Genomic DNA, 18,990 nt, shown 5'->3' on the forward strand with positions numbered 1-18,990 from the left:
CAGGTGACCATGAACGAACTTGACCAGAAGATAAACACCCATTTCCCGGGACTCGTTGTCCGCAAGGACCTCGTCAAGACGGTCAAAGGCAACGCCATTGTTCCCTCCTACGTGCTGGAATACCTGCTGGGACAGTATTGCGCCACCAGCGACGAGGCCACCATCCAGTCCGGCATCGAAACCGTAAAGGAAATCCTGCGAAAGCATTACGTCCATCGCAACGAGGCGGGTCTGGTCCGGTCCAATATCAAGGAGAAGGGGCGCTACAAGATCATCGACAAGATCAGCGTGGCGCTCAACGACAAGGCCGACGTCTACGAGGCCGAATTCGCGAATCTTGGCGTCAAGAAGGTGCTGGTCGATTCCGGGACCGTAAAGGCCCATCCCAAGCTGCTGGTCAGCGGCGTCTGGTGCATCGCCGACATCGAGTACGAGTTCACCGAAGAAAAAAACGCCAGTCCCTGGATTCTGTCCTCACTCAAGCCGATTCAGCTCTCACACTTCGATTTTGAGGGCTATCTTGCCGCCCGCAGGCAGTTCACGACCGAGGAGTGGATTGACCTCCTGATCCAGAGCATCGGGTTCAATCCTGAAATGTTCGGAAGACGCAGCAAGCTCACGCAGTTGATCAGGCTGATTCCCTATTGCGAGCGCAATTACAACCTGATCGAACTCGGCCCCAAGGGCACCGGAAAGTCCCACATATATTCGGAATTTTCTCCTCACGGGATTCTCATCTCCGGAGGGGAGGTGACCGTTCCCAAGCTGTTCGTGAATAATGCCTCGGGCAAGATCGGCCTGGTGGGGTACTGGGATTGCGTGGCCTTCGACGAGTTTGCCGGAAGGCAGAAGCGGGTCGATAAAGCGCTCGTCGATATCATGAAAAACTATATGGCCAACAAGTCCTTCTCCCGGGGGGTGGAAACGCTGGGCGCTGAAGCCTCAATGGTATTTGTGGGCAACACCCAGCATGCCGTGCCCTACATGCTCAAGCACTCCGACCTCTTCTGCGAACTGCCCGACAAGTTCCACGATTCCGCCTTCCTCGACCGCATCCATTGTTACATTCCGGGGTGGGAGGTGGATATCATCCGCGGCGAGATGTTCTCCGACGGCTACGGCTTTGTGGTGGATTATCTCGCGGAGATTCTTCGTTCGCTGCGGGACCATGATTATTCGGACCGCTACGGGGACTTCTTCTCGCTTTCACCCGATATTTCCACCAGGGACCGGGACGGCATCCACAAGACCTTCTCGGGCCTGATGAAGATCCTCTTTCCCCACGATGGCGCCACCCGCGAGGAGGTCGAGGAGCTGCTGCGCCTGGCCATCGAGGGACGAAAGCGCGTCAAGGACCAGCTGATGCGGATGGATTCCACCTACGTCCCGGTGGTTTTCTCCTACCTGGACGCCAATCAGAAATCGAAACGGGTTACGACGCTCGAGGAGGAGGAATATCCCCACCATTACGCCAGAACCGTGGATTCGGGAGCTTCCGAACAGGGCACCGAGTCAGACACCCGCCCTCAGCCTGCAGCGGCGAAGCCTCTCGAGGAGAAGCACCTCACCTTCCAGGAAAACCAGAAGGGGGTCTCCTTTGACACCCTGCTGGGTCCCTATCTAAAAGGCGCAAAAAGAATTACGGTGACGGACCCCTATATCCGCCTGTTTTATCAGATTCGCAATTTCATGGAGCTGTTGGAAACGATCGTCAGGCACAAGGAACCGGATGCCGAGGTGGACGTCCACCTGGTGACAACCGAGGACGAGTTCAAGGGGGATCTCCAGAAGGAGAGCCTGCAGAAGATCAAGGATTCCAGCGAAACGGCAGGCGTGAACTTCACCTGGGAATTCAGCGGGACGGGAGCCATCCATGCCCGGCATATCCTGACCGACCACGGCTGGAAGATCTCCCTGGACAGGGGGCTCGATATCTTCCAGCACTACGAGATGAACGAAGCCTTCAGTTATTCCAACCGGCTGCAGCAATACCGCCAATGCAAGGCGTTTGAGGTGACTTACATAAAAACAGACGCCTCCGCTTAATGATAGATGGACGCGGCATGGGCGATGCATGTTCCCATTTTGGGATCATACATATATTGACACATTATGGGAACCCAGGTAGACTGAATGCGGGTGATTGCGAAGGCAGCTCTAACAGACTTCTGGTCCCGGCCCGGGCACGCAGACAGCGAACGCCCTCTAAAATCATGGTATTACGAAGCTTTCCACGCTAAATGGAAGAGCCCGGCGGAAGTAAAGCTGCGATACCCCAGTGCGAGCATACTGAAAGATGGGCGCATCGTCTTCAACATCGCCGGAAACAAATACCGGCTCGTAGTTCGCATCGTTTTTGAATGGGAAGTGGTGTACATCCGATTTGTCGGTACCCATCGGCAATACGACCAAATCGACCCGGAGAGCATCTAATGGACTCTGAGATCCGACCGATCAGAACGGACGCCGACTACCGGGACGCACTTGCGCGGGTAGATGTCCTTGTGAATGCACGGCCGGGCACCCCGGAAGGAGACGAACTCGAGGTGCTCTCGACTTTGATCGAGGTTTACGAAACCAAACACTTCCCGATAGACATGCCCTCGGCCGTGGACGCTATCCGATTCCGGATGGAACAACAGGGACTGTCCAAACGGGACCTTGAACCCCATATCGGTTCCCGGAGCAAGGTATCCGAAGTCCTCTCCGGCAAGCGTCCCCTGACGCTCCAGATGATCCGATCGCTTCATTTCCACCTGGGCATCCCCGCGGAAGTCCTGCTGCAAAAACCTGGAGCCGATCTTCCGGAATCTCCGGCAGGTTTGGACTGGAACCGCTTCCCCATCCGGGCTATGGCAGGTCTCGGATGGATCCCGGACCAGCGGGAAAGCAAAGAGCATGCGGAAGAGATCATGCGCGACTTTATCAACCGGGCCGGAGGATTCGATGCCTTGCCACAGCCGCTCTTTCGCAAAACGGCGAACGCCCGGCAGAATACGAAATCGTGCCCCTATGCGCTGAAAGCATGGTGCTGGCGTCTACTCGCCCTTGCCCGGGGAAACCCTCCCGAAGCTGAGTATGAGGCGGGCTTGGTGACTCTTGATTTCTGCCGCAGGGTGGCCCGTCTGAGTTGGTCCGAGCACGGGCCGAGGCTGGCTCGGGAGTTTTTGAGAAATCACGGAATCCAATTGATTCACCTCCCTCACTTGCCGCACACCTATCTCGACGGCGCGGTGCTCCAGCCCGCGGGTAGCGCGCCCGTGATCGGCCTGACTTTGAGATACGACAGGCTGGATTATTTCTGGTTCAGTCTCTGCCATGAACTCGCCCATATCGCCCTCCACCTGCAGGGCAGCGACGCCGCCGGGTTCGTGGATGACTTGAGCATAGAAGGATTCGGGCGAAAGCTGAGCCGCCAGGAAAAGGAAGCAGACGAGTGGGCACAGGATGCGCTGATCCCCCCCGAGGAGTGGGAAGAGAGCGGGATCCTGCGCAGTCCTGATATTGCCGCGGTCACCAGGCTGGCCCATCGCCTCGAAATACACCCGGCGATCGTCGCCGGGCGCGTGCGCCGCGAAAAGCGCAACTACCGGCTGCTGACCCATTTCGTCGGCGTCGGTGAGGCCACCCGGGCCCTGGCCTGCTGAGACAAATCCTCACCGCCCTCCGGAAGTTCACCCTTGAATGCGGGCGCGCCGGGGCTCATAGTTCTTCGGCGGTTCCATGGGTCCCGGGACCGACCGGATTTCGGGAAGTGAAGGACCAGGGTCATTGCGTAACGAATCGTTGCCCCGCCTGATGCACCGCAGTTCCTAATCACGCGCGCCGAACCGTTTCCCCGCAGCCAAGGAGTGTACATGTCATCCGATACGCCGCCGGAAGTCACCGGCTTCCGCAGCTTCAACCTCGCCGGGCCCCTCCTCGAGGCGCTCGACGACGTGGGGTACGAGACCCCGACGCCGATCCAGGCGGGCATCATCCCGCCCCTGCTCGAGGGGCGGGACGTGCTGGGGCAGGCCCAGACGGGCACCGGGAAGACGGCGGCCTTCGCCCTGCCGCTGCTCGCCCGGCTCGACCTCGGGCGGGCGGAGCCGCAGGCGCTGGTGCTCGCGCCGACGCGCGAGCTGGCGATCCAGGTGTCGGAGGCGTTTTTGCGCTACGCCTCCCACCTCGAGGGGTTCCGCGTCCTCCCCGTCTACGGCGGGCAGGGGTACGACCTGCAGCTCCGGCAGCTCAAGCGCGGGGTCCACGTCGTCGTGGGGACCCCCGGCCGCGTCATGGACCACATCCGCCGCAAGACCCTGGCGCTCGACGCGATCCGGTGCCTGGTACTCGACGAGGCGGACGAGATGCTGCGCATGGGCTTCATCGACGACGTGGAGTGGATCCTCGGGCAGACCCCCGCCGGGCGGCAGATCGCCCTCTTTTCGGCCACCCTCCCCGCGGCCATCCGCCGGATCGCCAGGAAGTACCTTCACGATCCGCTCGAGGTCACGATCGCCGTGCGCACCACCACGGCCGACACCATCCGCCACCGCTACTGGCTCGTCGACGGGGTGCACAAGCTGGAGGCCCTGACCCGGATCCTGGAATCGGAGCCGTTCGATGGCATGCTGGTCTTCGTCCGGACGAAAACCGCCACCGCGGAGCTGGCCGAGAAACTGGAGGCGCGCGGGTACGCCGCCGCCCCCCTCTCCGGCGACATCGCCCAGAAGACGCGCGAGAAGACGGTGGAGAGGCTGAAAAAGGGGAAGCTCGACATCCTGGTGGCCACCGACGTCGCCGCCCGCGGCCTCGACCTGGACCGCGTCAGTCACGTCGTCAACTACGACATCCCCCACGACCCCGAATCGTACGTCCACCGCGTGGGGCGCACGGGCCGGGCGGGCCGGGCCGGGGACGCCATCCTCTTCGTCTCCCCGCGCGAGCGGCGCATGCTCGGGGCCATCGAAAAGGCTACGCGCCAGAAGATCGACCGGATGACGCTCCCGTCGGCCGAGACGATCTCCAACCGGCGCATCGACCGCTTCAAGCAGCGCATCACCGACACCCTGGCCGCCGGGGAAACGGAATTCTTCGCGCGCCTGCTCGAGCAGTACTGCCTCGAGCACGACACCCCCCCGCTCGAGGTCGCCGCGGCGCTCGCGCGCATGGTCCAGGGGGAAAAGGAACTGGTGCCGGAGGAGCTCCCGCCCGAGCCAGCCAGGGTCTCGAAGCGTCCGGTCGGGCCGAAGGGGCCGAGGGAAAAATCGGGCTCCGGGCGCTCAAGGCCGCTGGGGCCGCCCGAGGCCGGAACGGAACGCTTCCGCCTCGAGGTGGGGGAGGCCCACGGCGTCCAGCCCGCCAACATCGTCGGCGCCATCAGCAACGAATCGGGGCTCGACGGCGAACATATCGGCCGGATCCGGATCCACGAGGACTACAGTACCGTGGACCTGCCGGAGGGGATGCCGAAGGACATCTTCATGCTGCTGAAGAAGGTCTGGGTCTGCAACCGGCAGCTCGGGATCACGCGCCTGGAACCCGGGGGCGCGCCGCGCCCGGCGGGGGGCAAAAAAAAGGACGGGAAGAAAGAAAAGGGGAAAAAGGCGCGGGAACGCCGGAAAGGCATCTAGGTGGTGCCAGCGGCGGCCGAATGCGATACACTGGAAGGGAAAGGGAGGTGGAGAGGTAGAGTGAGAGACAGGAATTTTGAAGCTGGAACCGCAATCATGACCCAGGAATGGCCGTCGTTCGCCCGGAAACTGGCGGAGGTGCTGGCCGAGCTGGGACCCGACCAGTTGCTGGTCCTTTCCGACCCGGCCACCACCCGTTTCGTGCAGTTCGTGGCGCAGGGAACGGACGGGATACGGGCGGAAATCTCGAGCAACGCCAGCCTCTCCCCCGGGGATCGGCTGAGCCGGGCCCAGGCGGCCCAGCTGGTCAGCGCGGGCTGGGAGAAACCGGCCGACACCCCGAAACCGTCGGCGCCCGAAACCGCCCCCGACGGATCCCCCAACTTCTTCATCGACTTCCCCGCCCCCGTGGAGGTGACGCGGGTCTCGGAACAGACGATCGCGGCCCTGGCGGGGGTGCTCCGGATCCCGCGCCCGGAAATGCTGGAATACGCCGCCTTCGATGCCGAAGGGAGGGCGCTCGACTTTTCTCGACTGGGGATCCGGCGGATCGAGAAGCGGCAGCAGATCAACCCCGGGAGAATCTCCAGGCGTCTGCTCGTCTGCCTCCGCAAATTCACGGGGATCCCCGACCTCGACTACGACGAGGACGGGGACATCGGGCTCGTTTTCGACAACGTGAGCATGTTCATCCGCATCCTGGGCAGCCCCCCCGCCGTCCGCCTGTACGCCCCGCTGGTGCACGGCGCGCGCGAAAGCCGCGGCCTGCTCACCCGGCTCAACGAGCTGAACTCGGGCTTCGGGTCCATGCACTTCTTCATTCTCAACCGGACCATCGGCGCCGTGACCGAAATCCCGGCCGCGCCGCTGCGGTACGAAGTCCTGGCCCAGACCATGAACCATTTCTGCAGCGTGGTCGACGGGGTGCACAAACAGCTCAACGAGGAATTCGGCCGCAGGCGGTCCTACCTGAAAACGCCCAAAAGCACCATGGTCCACTGACGCCCGGTCAGCCGCCCGCGTCCGCCTTTTTCGCCACCCCGTGCTTTTCCACGAACTCCGCGAGTGCGGAGTAGCCCTGCGCCCCCGAGAGCCGTTCGCCGCCGAGGATCAGGGTGGGGACGACGCGCACCCTTTCCCCCTCCGCAAGGGCCCAGTCGGCGTCCACCGCCTGGCTGAAGGTGCGCAGGCTGAGGATGTCGGCCGCCCGCTCCTCCGGGAGCCCCACCGAACCGGCCGTGCGGGCCAGTACCGCCGGGGAGGAGATGTTTTTCCCCTCCACGAAGTAGGCGCGGTAAACGGCCTGGAGGAACTCGTCCCCCCGCCGTTCGGCCGCGGCCCAGAGCGCCAGTTCCTGCGCCAGGCGCGTGTTGTAGAGCCGGTCCGCCCCCTGGAAGGGGACCCCGTACTTCTCCGCGGCCTGCGCCAGCCGCCTCCTCATTCTTTCCAGGTCCGCGCCCGGGCCCATGAATTCTTCCATCGGCGTCCCCTCCGCGGGCGTTTCCGGGTGGAGCGGGTAGGCGCGCCAGAGAAGGGAGATGTCGTATTCCTGCTTCAGTTTTTCAATACCCCCGGTAATGAAATAGCACCAGGGTCAAACGTAATCGTGAAAGATCTCCAGGATGTGCATGTTTCCCTCCGTTCGGTGATCGGCTCCTGCATCCATAGTAGCATCGGAGGGGAAAATGTGCACGGAAACGCCCGAAACGTCCCCCGCTGTGATATCGTGGGGCGCAAAATCAAAACCAGCGGAGGACCGGGCATGGAACTGAGCCTTTTCGATATCGCCTCCTTTCTCCTCTTCTTCCTGATAGTCATCGGCGTGAGCATGTACAAGAGCCGCCGGGAGGAATCGGGGGAAGACTTCTTCCTGGCCGGGCGCGGTCTCCTCTGGCCCATGATAGGGCTCTCGCTCATCGCGGCCAACATCTCGACCGAGCAGATCGTGGGGCAGGCGGGCCAGGGGGCGGGAAATGTCGGCTTCGCCGTCGCCAGCTACGAGTGGATGGCGGCCATCACCCTCGTCTTCGTCGCCTTCTTCTTCCTGCCGCGCTTTCTCCGGAGCGGCATCTTCACCATGCCCGAGTACCTCGAGTACCGCTATTCGACCGCCGCCCGGGGACTGATGGCGTTCTACACCCTGGTCATCTACGTCGGCGTGACCATCTCGGCCGTCATCTATTCCGGGGCGCTGACGATCCATACCATCTTCGACATGAAGCTCACGACCGCCGTGTGGCTGATCGGCGGGATCGCGGCCCTCTACGCGACCTGGGGCGGCCTGAAGGCCGTCGCCTGGGCCGACCTCTTCCAGGGGGGGGCGCTGCTCGCCGGCGGCCTCGTCGTCGTGGGGATCGGCCTCCACGCCGTCGGGGGGGTGGAGCGGTTCATGGCCGTCAACGCCGACCGCATGCACATGATCCTCCCCGCGGACCACCCGGTGCTCCCCTGGACCGCCCTGGTCGTCGGCCTCTGGATCCCCAACTTCTACTACTGGGGGCTGAACCAGTACATCACCCAGCGCACGCTGGCGGCCCGCTCGATCCGGCAGGGCCAGATGGGCATCCTCTTCGCGGCCTTCCTGAAGCTCCTGATCCCCTTCATCGTCATCGTCCCCGGCATCGTGGCCTACCAGCTCTACGGCGGCGAGCTGGCCGCGCAGCCCGACGCCGCCTACCCGCTCCTGATCCGGAACCTGATCCCCATCGGCGTGCGCGGCCTCATCTTCGCCGCCATCGCCGGCGCCGTCATCAGTTCCCTCGCCTCAATGCTCAACTCCGCCTCCACCATCTTCACGATGGACCTCTACAAGCGCCACCTGAGAAAGGACGCCCCGCCGAAGGCGCTCGTGTCGATGGGGCGCGCCGTGACGGTCGCGCTGGTCGTTCTGGGGTGCCTCATCGCTCCCCAGCTGGGAAACCCGCGCTTCCAGGGGATCTTCAACTACATCCAGGAATTCCAGGGCTTCGTCTCCCCCGGCATCCTCGCCGCCTTCGTCTTCGGCATGATTTTCAGGCGCTGCCCGCCGGCCGCGGGGGTTACGGCCCTGGTCTCGAGCCCCCTCATCTACGGCTTCCTCTTCTTCGCCGCCGCCGACATGGCGTTTCTCAACCGGATGGCCGTGACTTTCGCCGTCATCCTCGCGCTCATGGCCCTCATCACGGCCTTCCGCCCGCTCCGGCAGCCCCGGACGATGCCGGTGCGCGCGGGGTTCGAGGATATCGCCCTGGCCCCGTCGGTCAAATACATCGGTGCGGCCGTTATCGCCGTCACCCTCGTGCTTTACTGGATCTTCTGGTAGGAGGCGGAGCATGAAAGTCCCGGAGAAAATGCTGGCCCGGCTTTACGGGGCGGAGGATTCCGGCCGCCAGAAGCGGCGCTACCGCGACCTGCTGCGCGAATACGCCGGAAGCTTCGAGAAACCGCAGCCCGCCCTTTACGTCTCCTCCCCCGGGCGGACGGAACTGGGGGGGAACCACACGGACCACAACAACGGGCGGGTGCTGTGCGCCTCCGTCAGCCGCGACACCGTCGCGCTCTGCGGGCCGCGCTCCGACAACCGGGCCAAGCTCCGCACTTCGGCCCTGCCGGGGCTCTTCGACGTGGACCTCGGGGACCTCCAGCCGCGCCCGGAGGAGAGGGAGACGTCCCACGCCCTCATCCGCGGCGTGGCGGCCGGGTTCAGGGAGGAAGGGTTCGCCATCGGGGGCTTCAGCGCCATCATCCACAGCGAGGTGGGGATCGGCTCGGGGCTCTCCTCCTCGGCGAGCTTCGAGGTCCTCCTCGGCGGGATCCTGAGCGCGCTCTACAACGACGGCCGGGTCGACCCGCTCGCCGTCGCCACTATCGCCCGCCGGGCGGAAAACGAATACTTCGGCAAACCGTGCGGGCTGATGGACCAGGCCGCGGCCGCCCTGGGAGGGGTGCTGGCCCTCGATTTCGAGGAGGAGGACACCCCCGCCGTGGTGCGGGTGCCGGCCGATTTCGCACGCTCGGAATACGTGCTCGCGGTCGTCCACACCGGCGCGGGGCACGAGGGGCTGACGGACGCCTACGCCGCCATCCCCGCGGAGATGAGGGCGGCCGCCGCCCTGTTCGGCCAAAAGACCCTGCGCGGGGTATCCGAGCGCGCCTTCCGAGCGCGCCTCCCCGAGGTGCGGCGCCGCGCGGGGGACCGGGCCGCCCTCCGGGCCCTTCACTTCTTCGCCGAAAACCAGCGCGTCGGCCTGATGGCGGAAGCGCTGGCGGCCGGCCGCTTCGACGATCATGTCCGGCTGGTGGCGGCGAGCGGCGCGTCGAGCGCCGGGCTGCTGCAGAACACCGTCCCGCCCGGGGGGTCCGGCCGGAGCCAGCCGGCGGCCCTGGCCCTCGCCCTATCCAACGAGTTCCTCGCCCGCGCCGGCCGGGGCGCCTGCCGCATCCACGGCGGGGGTTTCGCCGGGACGGTCCAGGCCTATGTCCACCGCGACGATTTCCGAGCCTACTCCCGGCTCCTGACCCCGCTGTTCGGCAAAGGGTCGGTCGAACCGCTCCGCATCCGGGCGGAGGGGGTGACGCCGGTCGCCTGACCGCCCGCGGCAGCGACATCCCCCGCACCCGATTCTGGTCGCGAGCAAAATCAGGTATATGCGATGTTACTCACGAAGATAACCACCGGTCCCTGATCGCGCTCAACGCCGTGGCCCCGACACCCCCGCCCGGCCCTTGCGGCGCCGGCCGCTTCCCCAGTATATTGGATCCGGTCTGTCCGGTGGAATGAATCGGCCCGGGCCCCGTATCCGGTCAGGGGTGCGGGTTGGCCTCCCGGAGGAAACGATGCACATCCCCTTTTACCACGTCGACGCCTTCACCTCCCGGGTCTTCGCGGGCAACCCCGCGGGGGTCTGCATCCTCGAGCGCTGGCCCGGCGACGCCGACCTGCAGGCGATCGCGGCCGAAAACAACCTGCCCGAAACGGCCTTCCTGCTCCCGGACGGCGGGGGCTGGGAACTGCGCTGGTTCTCGCCGACTACCGAGGTGGCCCTGTGCGGCCACGCGACGCTCGCGGCCGCCTTCGTCCTCTTCAGCCGCCGGGGGGTCAAGGAGCCCGCCGTCCGCTTCACCACGCGCCACAGCGGCCGGCTCACCGTCCGCAGGGAGGGGGATCTCCTGGCGCTGGACTTCCCGGCGCGCCCCGTGCTCGGCGCGATCGGGGCGCGGGACCTCGAAGCGGCCCTGGGCCTCCTGCCCCTCGAGGCGCACACCTCCGCCGAGGACCTGCTGGCGGTTCTGGACTCGGAACAAACGGTTCGGCGCCTCGATCCCGACATCGCGGCCCTGGGCCGGCTCCCCTGCCGCGGCGTGATCGTCACCGCGCGGGGCGATCGCTGCGATTTCGTATCCCGCTTCTTCGCCCCCCGGGTGGGAATCCCCGAGGACCCGGTCACCGGCTCCGCCCACTGCGTCCTGATCCCCTACTGGGCCGCAAAGCTGGGAAAGGGCAGCCTCCACGCCTTCCAGGTGTCCCGCCGCGGGGGGGAACTCTTCTGCGAAAACCGGGGGGGGCGGGTGGCCATCTCCGGGCGTGCCGCGCTCTACCTGGAGGGGACCATCCGCCTGTAGGCCTCCCCCGGGAGGTCCCGGGATTTGTGTCCGTCCGATCGCGATCTTATACAAGCGGGCAGAACACCTCGAGGAGGACCTCCTATGAAAAGGACGACGGCCATGGCCATACTGATGCTGGGCTTTGGGGGGAGCGCTCCCGCTTCCGACCTGAAGGTGGGGGACGCGGCGCCGGCGGTGAAGCTCCGGACCGACGCGGGGAAGGAGTTCGACCTCGCCGCACGCAAAGGGCTCTGGACGGTGCTCTATTTCTATCCCAAGGCCGACACGCCCGGCTGCACCAAGCAGGCGTGCGCCTTCCGCGACAACCTCGATCGGATCCGCGCGCGGGGGGCGGAACTCTTCGGGGTGAGCGCCGACGGGGTGGAGGCCCTCAGGAAGTTCAAGGAGAAGCACCGCCTCAACTTCACCCTGCTGGCCGATCCCGGCCTCGACGCGATCAAGGCCTACGGCACGAAGATGCCGGCCCTCGGGATGTCGAAACGGTGGACCTTCATCATCGGCCCGGACCTCGTGATCCGCGCCATCGACAGGGACGTCGACCCGGTGCTCGACGCCGAACGGGTGGCCCGCAAGCTGGAAGAGCTGCAGAAGACATAGCGGGGCTCAACGGCGCCGGGACGCCATGAAGGTCTCCGGCTCCCGGCGCTCCGCGGCGTTCTCGCCGAGCCACTCCCGGATTTTGCTGATGAAGGGGCCCTTGAGCGCGCGGGCGCCGAAGGCGCACCCCTTCACGCAGGCGGCGCAGAGGATGCAGCCGGCCTCGTCCGTTTCCGAGATCGCGCGGGTGGTGATCGAACCGGTGGGACAGAGCTGTTCGCAGGCGCCGCAGGCGGTGCACCTGTCGGGGTCGGTCACCGGCCCCATGACCGGGAAAACCGGGCGTTCCCTGAGTTCCGGGCTCCCCGGCAGGTCCGGCTCCCGCAGGTCCCGGACTCTTTCCGCCCCCCGCAGGCGAAGGGAGATCTCGCGCCCGAACTCCCGGGCGCGCTCGAGATCCTTGTCGTCGGGCCGCCCGGCGGCGATGGGGCCCTTCCCGGTCGAATAGGAGTGCTCGGCGATAAAGGAGGCCCCGGCGACGGGCACGCACCCTGCGGCGCGGGCCAGGGCGGACAGTTCCTGGAGCGCGTCCTCGATAGCCCGGTTGCCGTAGACGGCGACCAGCACCGCCGGCCCCCCCCGCGAGCGCAGACCCGCGAATCTCTCCATGGCGATTTCGGGCACCCGCCCGGCGTAGACGGGCGCGCCGAGGAGCAGCAGGTCGTCTCCCCCCGCCTCCCCGAAACCGGCCGGGGCTCCGGGGAGGGTAACGTCCAGGCGGGTCACCCTCTCCACGCCGGTCCCCGCGGCGATCTGTTCGAGCACCCTGCGGGTCCCCCCGGTGGGGGAAAAACAGACGAGGCGTATGGAGCGTAGGTTCACGGTTCCTCCCGCTGAGGTTGCATTGCGCCGAAGTTTTCCGTCAGCTCCCGGGTCGATGCGACGAGGCGCGGGAGGGTGTCCCGCCCGAGGTCGACGAGGTGCCCCCCCTGCATGAACACGAGGCTGTTGCTGGCGATGATGACCTGGTACCGTTCGGCCATCTTCCGGAGCCCCCGGTAGATCATCCCCGCGCTCTCCTGGTCCTGCCCCGTCTCGGGGCTGTCGATGAGGACCGCCGTCTCCCCGCCGTGCGCCTGGTTCAGGAGCCCGTCGGCCACCCCCTGGCCATGCGACAGAAAGAGCGCACGGATCCCCTGGACCATCTGCTCCCAGCCGTCGAAGACCCCGCCCATGTTGGGATTGAGCGATTCGGTGGAGATGTATTTCAGCCCCTCCCGGCCGCTCCCCTCCAGGGTGCAGAAGGGGCAGCGGGCGACGGCGCGCAGCACCGTCGACTTGCCCGCCCCGTTGGGCCCGATGAGGACGTTGTAGCCCGGCTCGAAACGGATGACCGGCCGGTCGATCCCCAGTTTCGCCACCTTCACCGAATGGTTGATGCACAGCTCCACGCTCGAAATCATGTACCCGCGCTCCCCGTCGATGTTTTAACATAACATCGGCCGCGCTCCCCCGACAGCCCGATGTGGGTGGGGGCGCGCGGCCGGGGAGGGGGGCGGAGGCACCATGTTCCATCAGGATACCGTCCTGGGACGGACGGGGTTCAGGGTCGGGCGGCTCGGCATCGGGAGCGGGTACCACGCCCCGGCGGCCGCCATCGAGGAAGCGTTCGAACGCGGCTGCAACTACTTCACCTGGGGCACCGTCATCAAGGGGTTTTCCCCCGGGATGCGGGAGGCGATCCGCAACATCGCCGGGAAAGGGGAGCGCCACCGCCTGGTGCTCGCCATGTTCACCTACGCCCACTGGAACTTCCTGACCGAGCGCTTCCTCATGAAGGGGCTGCGGGAGGCGCGGACCGGATACGCCGACGTGCTGGTCCTCGGGTATTTCCCCCGGCCCCCCTCGGAGCGCCTGCTCGAAGGCGCCCTGAAGCTGCGGGACAAGGGTCTGGTGCGCTCCATCGGCGTGAGCGGCCACCACCGGAGGATGTTTGCGTCGCTGGCGGGGGACGAACGGGTCGGCGTCCTGCACCTGCGCTATAGCGCCGTGCACCGCGGGGCCGAGACCGACATCTTCCCCTCCCTCCCGGACGGGGGCCGGCCGGGGACGGTCGCTTTCACCGCCACGGCCTGGGGGAAGCTCCTCCGTGCGAAAGGGATGCCCCCGGGGCAGGCGCCCCCCACCGCCGCCGAGTGCTACCGCTTCGTCCTCTCCCACCCCGCCGTCGATGTCTGCATGAGCGCCCCGCGGACCCGGCAGGAGATGAGGCGGAACCTGGCGGTCCTCGACCAGGGACCGATGACGGGGGAGGAACTCGACCGGATGCGCCGGATCGGGGACCACCTCTACGGCCGCCGCTGATCGGGCCCGGCCGGGGGCTCAGCCGGAGGAAAGGGCGCCGCGGGCGGCGTTCTCCCCCGCCACGTGGCCCGTGGAGAAGGCGGCCTGCAGGTTATAGCCGCCGGTGTCGGCGTCGAGATCGATCACCTCCCCGGCCAGGAAGAGCCCGGGCGCCTTCCGCGACTCGAGGGTACGCGGGTCGATTTCATCCAGGGCGACTCCCCCGGCCGTCACGATCGCCCGGGCGAGCGGGAGCGGACGCTCCACGTTGAAGGGGAGGGCCTTGAGCAGGCCGATCAGCCGCTCCCGCCCTGCGGCGCCGATCCCGCGGGCCGGCGCGCTCCCGTCGAGCCCCGCCAGCTCGAGGAGCGGACGGGCCGCCCGGAGCGGCAGGTACTCCTTCCAGATCGAGAGGAGGCTCCGCCCGCCACGAAGGTCGAGGTCCGCCTGCAGCCGCCGGCGCAGCTGCTCCCGGGAAAGCGCGGGCTTGAGGTCGATCAGGATGGAGACCGGGCCGGAGGCGAGGGCGTCGACGACGGCGAGGCTCATCATCAGGATGACGGGGCCCCCCAGGCCGAACGGGGTGAAGCCCAGCTCCCCGAAGCGGCTCTCGACGAGGGGCGGCCGGGGTTGCTTCCTCTCCCCGCGCCCGTAGTCGCGGGCGGGGATGGAAGCGCCGTCGACCTCGGCCGCCTCCCGGGCGAAAGCCGCGGCGCGCACGTTGCGGAGGTCGACCCCGCCCAGGGAACGGGCCAGGGCCCGCTCCCGCACGACCAGGGGGACCAGGGCCGGACGGGGCCGGACGACGGCGTGGCCGAGCGCGGCGGCCAGGGTAAAGCCATCCCCGGCCGAGCCGGTTTCGGGCCAGGAAGCCCCGCCGGCCGCCAGGACCACGGTTGCGGCCGCGAAGCGCCCCTGCCCGCTCTCCACCCGGAACCCTCCCCCGTCGCGCGGCACCAGGGAGGAGACGGGGGCGTGGCGGAGCACGCGCACCCCGGCGGCAGCCAGCTCCCGTTCGAAGAGGCGCACCACGTCGCGCGCGTCCCCGGAGGCGGGGAAGATGCGGCCCCCGCGCTCCGTCCGGGTTTCCAGGCCGCGGCTCCGGAGGAACGCGAGCAACTCCGGGCGGAAGAAGCGGGAAAAGGCGGAGTGGAGGAAGCGGCCGTTCAGCCCGTACATGGCGATGAAGTCGCGGAGTTCGGCGGCGTTGGTGAGGTTGCACCGCCCCTTGCCGCTCACGAGGATCTTCCGGCCGCAGCGGCCGGTCTTCTCGACGAGCAGCACCCGGGCCCCCGCCCGGGCGGCGGCCGAGGAGGCCATCATCCCCGCCGCGCCCCCGCCGATCACGAGAACGTCGGCGTCCGCGCTTCCCGCATGGCTCATGGCTCCCCCGCGGTCAGTTCATCCCGGGAGTGATGACGCGGTAATTGCCGCTCAGGTGCATCAGGCTGAACAGGTAGAGCAGCCCGTCGTAATAGGGGTCGAAATAACCGTCGTCGTACGGCTCGAGCTTCGCGTTCCAGACCGCGTCGACGAACTTCCAGCTCTTGGCCTGGGTCCCCATGATCGACGCGGCGGCCGAGGTCGCCACCAGCCCGAGCGAGTGGCGCAGCTTGCGGTACCCCCCGGCCTGCAGGATCCATTCGGGCAGCGTGCCGTCGATGTTGAACTGGTCCTCGAAGGTGTCGATCCCGCGGCAGAAGAGGAAGTTCTGGATGCGGCGGGCGTAGTCCCGCTGCCACTCGACGTCTTTCGCGTACCAGGAATAGTCCATGGCGATGTTCATCGGCACCCGCCAGGAATCGTAGCGGAAGGCGCCGGGGAACCAGCGGTTCTCGAGCGGCTTGCCGCTGTAGTCGGTGGTGTCGGTGTTCAGCCCGGTCTCGGGGTGGATGGCACGGTGCAGGTAGCGGCGCGCCTCCACGGCGCACTCGCGGTAGAACTCCTCGTGCCCGTCGCGCGCGTACTCGGCCCAGACCTCGTAAAACGCCGGCAGGTGGTAGGAGGGGTCGGTGAAGTGGTAGCCCGACCTGTCGGGGACGAAGGTGATCAGCTTGTGCCCGGTGTGGATCACGTGCGTGATCCCGTCGGTCCCGTCCTTGCTCCACATGGCGTCGAGGATGCGGCGCGCCTCCCCGTAGTAGTCGATCCCGGTCTCGTTCCCCCAGCGGTTGGAGGCGAACAGGAGCGCCGTGACGAAGTAGAGCTCCCCGTCCGAGGCCGAGCCTTCCGAATTGTGCTTCCCCGTCTTCGGCTCCACGCTCCAGGCGAAATAGGCGTCCCGCGGCCCCCCCTGGTGCTGCATGTACTTCTTCGTCCAGCGCCAGAGCCGGTCGAACACCTCCTTCCTGTCGAGCTGCACCGCCACCATCATGCCGTAGGAGAGCCCCTCGGTGCGGGCGTCGTGGTTTTTCAGGTCGGAGATGTAGGCCATGTCGTCGCCGACCGCGAAGTAGACCCGGTTCTGCCCCAGGAAGAGGTCGTAGTACGCCTTGGCGAGCTTGACGTCGATGGCGGCCTGGGAATAGCCCGCTTCGCGGAAGACGTTGCGGTATTTCCCGGTTTCCCGCGCCCCCTTCTCCCACGGCTTCATCTTTCCGCGGGGGTCCGAGACGTCCTGGGCGCACTCTTCATCGACACTCCAGGCCGCGCCGCCGGCGAGGAGGAGAATCAGGATTGCGGAGCAGATCGATTTTTTCATGGTTGGTATTTTAACATGGGGACAGTCACCACTGTCCCCCTCCCCGATTTTTCCCCTTGACAAATCCCCTCACTGTACTTATTGTCTATATACAGTAAGAGCATTTATGGGGGCCGTGAGGTTCGCGGCCCTCCGGGTAAACCGATTCTTCCCATGGGGGGGATATGCTCCTCGACTTGACCGATCTCTCCAGCGAACCGCTGCAGGCGCAGATTGTCCGGCAGATCAGGGCACACATCCTCGCCGGCAACCTGGGCGCGGGCGCCGACCTCCCCTCGATCAGGAAGATGGCCAGCGACCAGCGCATCAGCGTCATCACGGTGCAGCGGGCGTACGAGAGCCTCGAGCGCGAGGGGCTGATCCACTCCCGGCGCGGGAAGGGGTTTTTCGTCAGCGAATTCACCCGGGACCGCAGGAGGGACCTGGCCGCGGAAAAGCTGCGGGAGTCGGTCCAGCCGGTGATCCGGGAAGCCCTTGCCGAAGGTCTGGACAAAGAGGCCATCCAGGCCGTCATCGGCACCATCCTGCGCGAGGTTTGATCCCCGATTCCAAAGAGGACACTATGGAAAAAGCGCTTCAATGCCGTTCCCTAACCAAACAGTTCCGGGATTTCACGCTCGGCCCCCTGGATCTCGACCTGGAGCCGGGCACCGTGCTCGGGCTGGTCGGCCCCAACGGGGCGGGCAAGACCACCTTTCTTCAGTGCCTGGTCGGGCTGCTGCGCGCGGATGCGGGCGAAACGCGGATCCTCGGGCGCCCCAACGACCCGAACCGCCCGGACTGGAAACTGGACATCGGGTATGTCGGCGATCTCCAGGTTTTCTGGGAACGCTGGACCGCGGCCCGCAACCTCGAATTCGTGGCGCAGTTCTATCCCGGCTGGTCGCAGGAGCGGGCGGCCGAGCTTGCCGGGCGATTGCGGCTCCCCCTCGAGAAGCGGGCCAAAGACCTGTCGACCGGGAACCGGGTCAAGCTGTCGCTCGTCATGGCCCTGGCCCGCTCCCCCCGGTTGCTCCTGCTGGACGAACCGACCTCGGGAATGGACCCGGTCGTGCGGGCCGAACTGCTGGAGGTGCTCTTCGAGACCCTGGAAACCGGGGACCGCGCCATCCTCTACGCCACCCACATCCTTTCCGAAATCAGCCGCCTCGCCGACGACCTGGCCTTCCTCGACGAGGGGCGCCTGCGCCTGCGCGCCCGCAAGGAGGACCTGCTCGAGCGCTGGCGCAGGATCACCTTCCGCCACGGCGACGGCGAGGTGAGGCTCCCATCGGTGGTGAGCCACCGCAGGGAGGGGATGGACCACCAGGTCGTCTCGTCCGATGCGGACTCGACACGGCGTCAGCTCCGGGAACTCGGCGCGGAAAACATCCGGGAGACGAACATGGGCATCGAAGAGATTGCCATCCAGATACTCAAGGGAGGGGAGAATGCGTAGACTCATCCAGGCCGATTCGGAGTACAACCGGGTCGCAAACTTCATCCAGTGGCCCGTCGTCCTGGCCATGGTTGCGGCCAACTCCATTTGGGGGGGGATGGAGGAAGCGATCGCCACGGCCATGTTCTTCATGGCCATATTTCTGGGCATCCTGGTCACCTCGGAATCGGCGAAGACCCGGAGGATCCGGATGCTGTCCGCCCTGCCGCTCCCCGCGAGGACCCTGGGGCTGTACCGCCTGTACGGGCTGGTGGTCGGGTGGAGCACCTGGATGGCGCTTTTGGCCGCCAGTTCCCTGATCAGCCGGCGCGGGGACCTCGGCCCCGATTACGCCGCCTGGCTCCTGACCAGGATCGGGTGCATGTTCCTCTTCGCGGGAATGATGAGCCTGTCGACCGATGTTTACTTCGGAGCCCGGGAAACCAAAAAGGCCAGGGACCTCCAGAAGTGGGTGGTCCAGCCGCTCCTGATCGCCGCCGCCTCGATCGCTGGCCCCATCCTGTACATGGCGACCGTTCCCATGCCCGGAGCCAACAAGATCCTGCTTCTCACCCGGATCACCCAGTCGCTTCCCGGCTCGGTATTCCTCCTGATCGCGGGCCTCCTGGTCCTCGCTCTCGATGTCCATGCCTACCAGCGGCGCCGCTCCTACCTCGAGGAGTCCGCCTGGCCGATGTAGGGGGACAGTCACCACTGTCCCCTTTCTCAACCCGCTTTTTCGAGCGGGGGGACAGTGGTGACTGTCCCCCCCC

General features: G+C 66.3%; 18 protein-coding genes. 13 read left to right on the plus strand and 5 right to left on the minus strand.

The window, feature by feature from the left end:
* Window positions 1–9 precede the first annotated feature (9 nt).
* From brxL to GXY47_04110, 5 genes are all read left to right on the plus strand, one after another.
* Window positions 10–2,046 (plus strand): BREX system Lon protease-like protein BrxL, encoded by a 2,037-nt coding sequence (brxL, locus tag GXY47_04090; protein ID NLV30315.1) that lies wholly within the window; start codon window positions 10–12, stop codon window positions 2,044–2,046.
* Between the two features lie 87 nt (window positions 2,047–2,133).
* Entirely contained in the window at window positions 2,134–2,433 is a 300-nt protein-coding gene (locus GXY47_04095; protein ID NLV30316.1) for a type II toxin-antitoxin system HigB family toxin, read from the plus strand.
* Window positions 2,433–3,647, plus strand: coding sequence for a transcriptional regulator (locus GXY47_04100; protein NLV30317.1), 1,215 nt, complete (start codon window positions 2,433–2,435; stop codon window positions 3,645–3,647). The genes GXY47_04095 and GXY47_04100 overlap by 1 nt, the downstream gene beginning before the upstream one ends.
* 210 nt (window positions 3,648–3,857) lie before the next feature.
* A complete protein-coding gene (locus GXY47_04105; GenBank protein ID NLV30318.1) occupies window positions 3,858–5,615 on the plus strand; it encodes a DEAD/DEAH box helicase in 1,758 nt (585 codons plus the stop codon).
* 96 nt (window positions 5,616–5,711) lie between these two features.
* Window positions 5,712–6,617, plus strand: coding sequence for a type III secretion system chaperone (locus GXY47_04110; protein NLV30319.1), 906 nt, complete (start codon window positions 5,712–5,714; stop codon window positions 6,615–6,617).
* Between the two features lie 7 nt (window positions 6,618–6,624).
* On the opposite strand, the gene GXY47_04115 is transcribed toward GXY47_04110, so the two are convergent.
* Complete coding sequence (locus tag GXY47_04115; protein NLV30320.1) at window positions 6,625–7,194, minus strand: hypothetical protein; 570 nt, start codon at window positions 7,192–7,194, stop codon at window positions 6,625–6,627.
* A gap of 183 nt (window positions 7,195–7,377) precedes the next feature.
* Here GXY47_04115 and GXY47_04120 point away from each other — a divergent pair, with 183 nt between their 5' ends.
* The 4 genes from GXY47_04120 (at window position 7,378) to GXY47_04135 (ending at window position 11,816) form a co-directional block, all read left to right on the plus strand.
* The gene (locus GXY47_04120) at window positions 7,378–8,916 is read left to right on the plus strand and encodes a solute:sodium symporter family transporter (GenBank protein ID NLV30321.1); all 1,539 of its coding nucleotides are present in this window, start codon (window positions 7,378–7,380) and stop codon (window positions 8,914–8,916) included.
* Between the two features lie 10 nt (window positions 8,917–8,926).
* Window positions 8,927–10,183 (plus strand): galactokinase, encoded by a 1,257-nt coding sequence (locus tag GXY47_04125; protein ID NLV30322.1) that lies wholly within the window; start codon window positions 8,927–8,929, stop codon window positions 10,181–10,183.
* 247 nt (window positions 10,184–10,430) lie between these two features.
* Window positions 10,431–11,216 (plus strand): PhzF family phenazine biosynthesis protein, encoded by a 786-nt coding sequence (locus GXY47_04130; protein NLV30323.1) that lies wholly within the window; start codon window positions 10,431–10,433, stop codon window positions 11,214–11,216.
* A 114-nt stretch (window positions 11,217–11,330) separates the two neighbouring features.
* Window positions 11,331–11,816, plus strand: coding sequence for a peroxiredoxin (locus GXY47_04135; protein NLV30324.1), 486 nt, complete (start codon window positions 11,331–11,333; stop codon window positions 11,814–11,816).
* Window positions 11,817–11,822: 6 nt separating this feature from the next.
* On the opposite strand, the gene GXY47_04140 is transcribed toward GXY47_04135, so the two are convergent.
* Window positions 11,823–12,638, minus strand: a complete 816-nt coding sequence (locus GXY47_04140) for a 4Fe-4S binding protein (protein NLV30325.1) — start codon at window positions 12,636–12,638, stop codon at window positions 11,823–11,825.
* Complete coding sequence (locus GXY47_04145) at window positions 12,635–13,219, minus strand: ATP-binding protein (protein NLV30326.1); 585 nt, start codon at window positions 13,217–13,219, stop codon at window positions 12,635–12,637. Before GXY47_04145 ends, GXY47_04140 begins: the two co-directional genes overlap by 4 nt.
* A 103-nt stretch (window positions 13,220–13,322) precedes the next feature.
* On the opposite strand from GXY47_04145, the gene GXY47_04150 reads away from it, so the two are divergent.
* A complete protein-coding gene (locus GXY47_04150; GenBank protein NLV30327.1) occupies window positions 13,323–14,120 on the plus strand; it encodes an aldo/keto reductase in 798 nt (265 codons plus the stop codon).
* 18 nt (window positions 14,121–14,138) lie between these two features.
* Here the strand turns inward: GXY47_04150 and GXY47_04155 are convergent, their stop codons facing one another.
* Window positions 14,139–15,482: an NAD(P)/FAD-dependent oxidoreductase gene (locus GXY47_04155; protein NLV30328.1), complete on the minus strand. Its 1,344-nt coding sequence runs from the start codon at window positions 15,480–15,482 to the stop codon at window positions 14,139–14,141.
* A 13-nt stretch (window positions 15,483–15,495) separates the two neighbouring features.
* Entirely contained in the window at window positions 15,496–16,800 is a 1,305-nt protein-coding gene (locus GXY47_04160; GenBank protein NLV30329.1) for a glycoside hydrolase, read from the minus strand.
* 164 nt (window positions 16,801–16,964) lie between these two features.
* Here GXY47_04160 and GXY47_04165 point away from each other — a divergent pair, with 164 nt between their 5' ends.
* The 3 genes from GXY47_04165 to GXY47_04175 are packed head-to-tail and all read left to right on the plus strand — an operon-like array spanning window position 16,965 to window position 18,917.
* Window positions 16,965–17,339 (plus strand): GntR family transcriptional regulator, encoded by a 375-nt coding sequence (locus GXY47_04165; protein ID NLV30330.1) that lies wholly within the window; start codon window positions 16,965–16,967, stop codon window positions 17,337–17,339.
* A 23-nt stretch (window positions 17,340–17,362) separates the two neighbouring features.
* Complete coding sequence (locus GXY47_04170; GenBank protein NLV30331.1) at window positions 17,363–18,238, plus strand: ABC transporter ATP-binding protein; 876 nt, start codon at window positions 17,363–17,365, stop codon at window positions 18,236–18,238.
* The gene (locus tag GXY47_04175; GenBank protein ID NLV30332.1) at window positions 18,231–18,917 is read left to right on the plus strand and encodes a hypothetical protein; all 687 of its coding nucleotides are present in this window, start codon (window positions 18,231–18,233) and stop codon (window positions 18,915–18,917) included. Before GXY47_04170 ends, GXY47_04175 begins: the two co-directional genes overlap by 8 nt.
* The last annotated feature ends 73 nt before the right edge of the window (window positions 18,918–18,990 follow it).

This window comes from Acidobacteriota bacterium (genome assembly GCA_012729555.1).
Classification (GTDB): domain Bacteria; phylum Acidobacteriota; class UBA6911; order UBA6911; family UBA6911; genus UBA6911.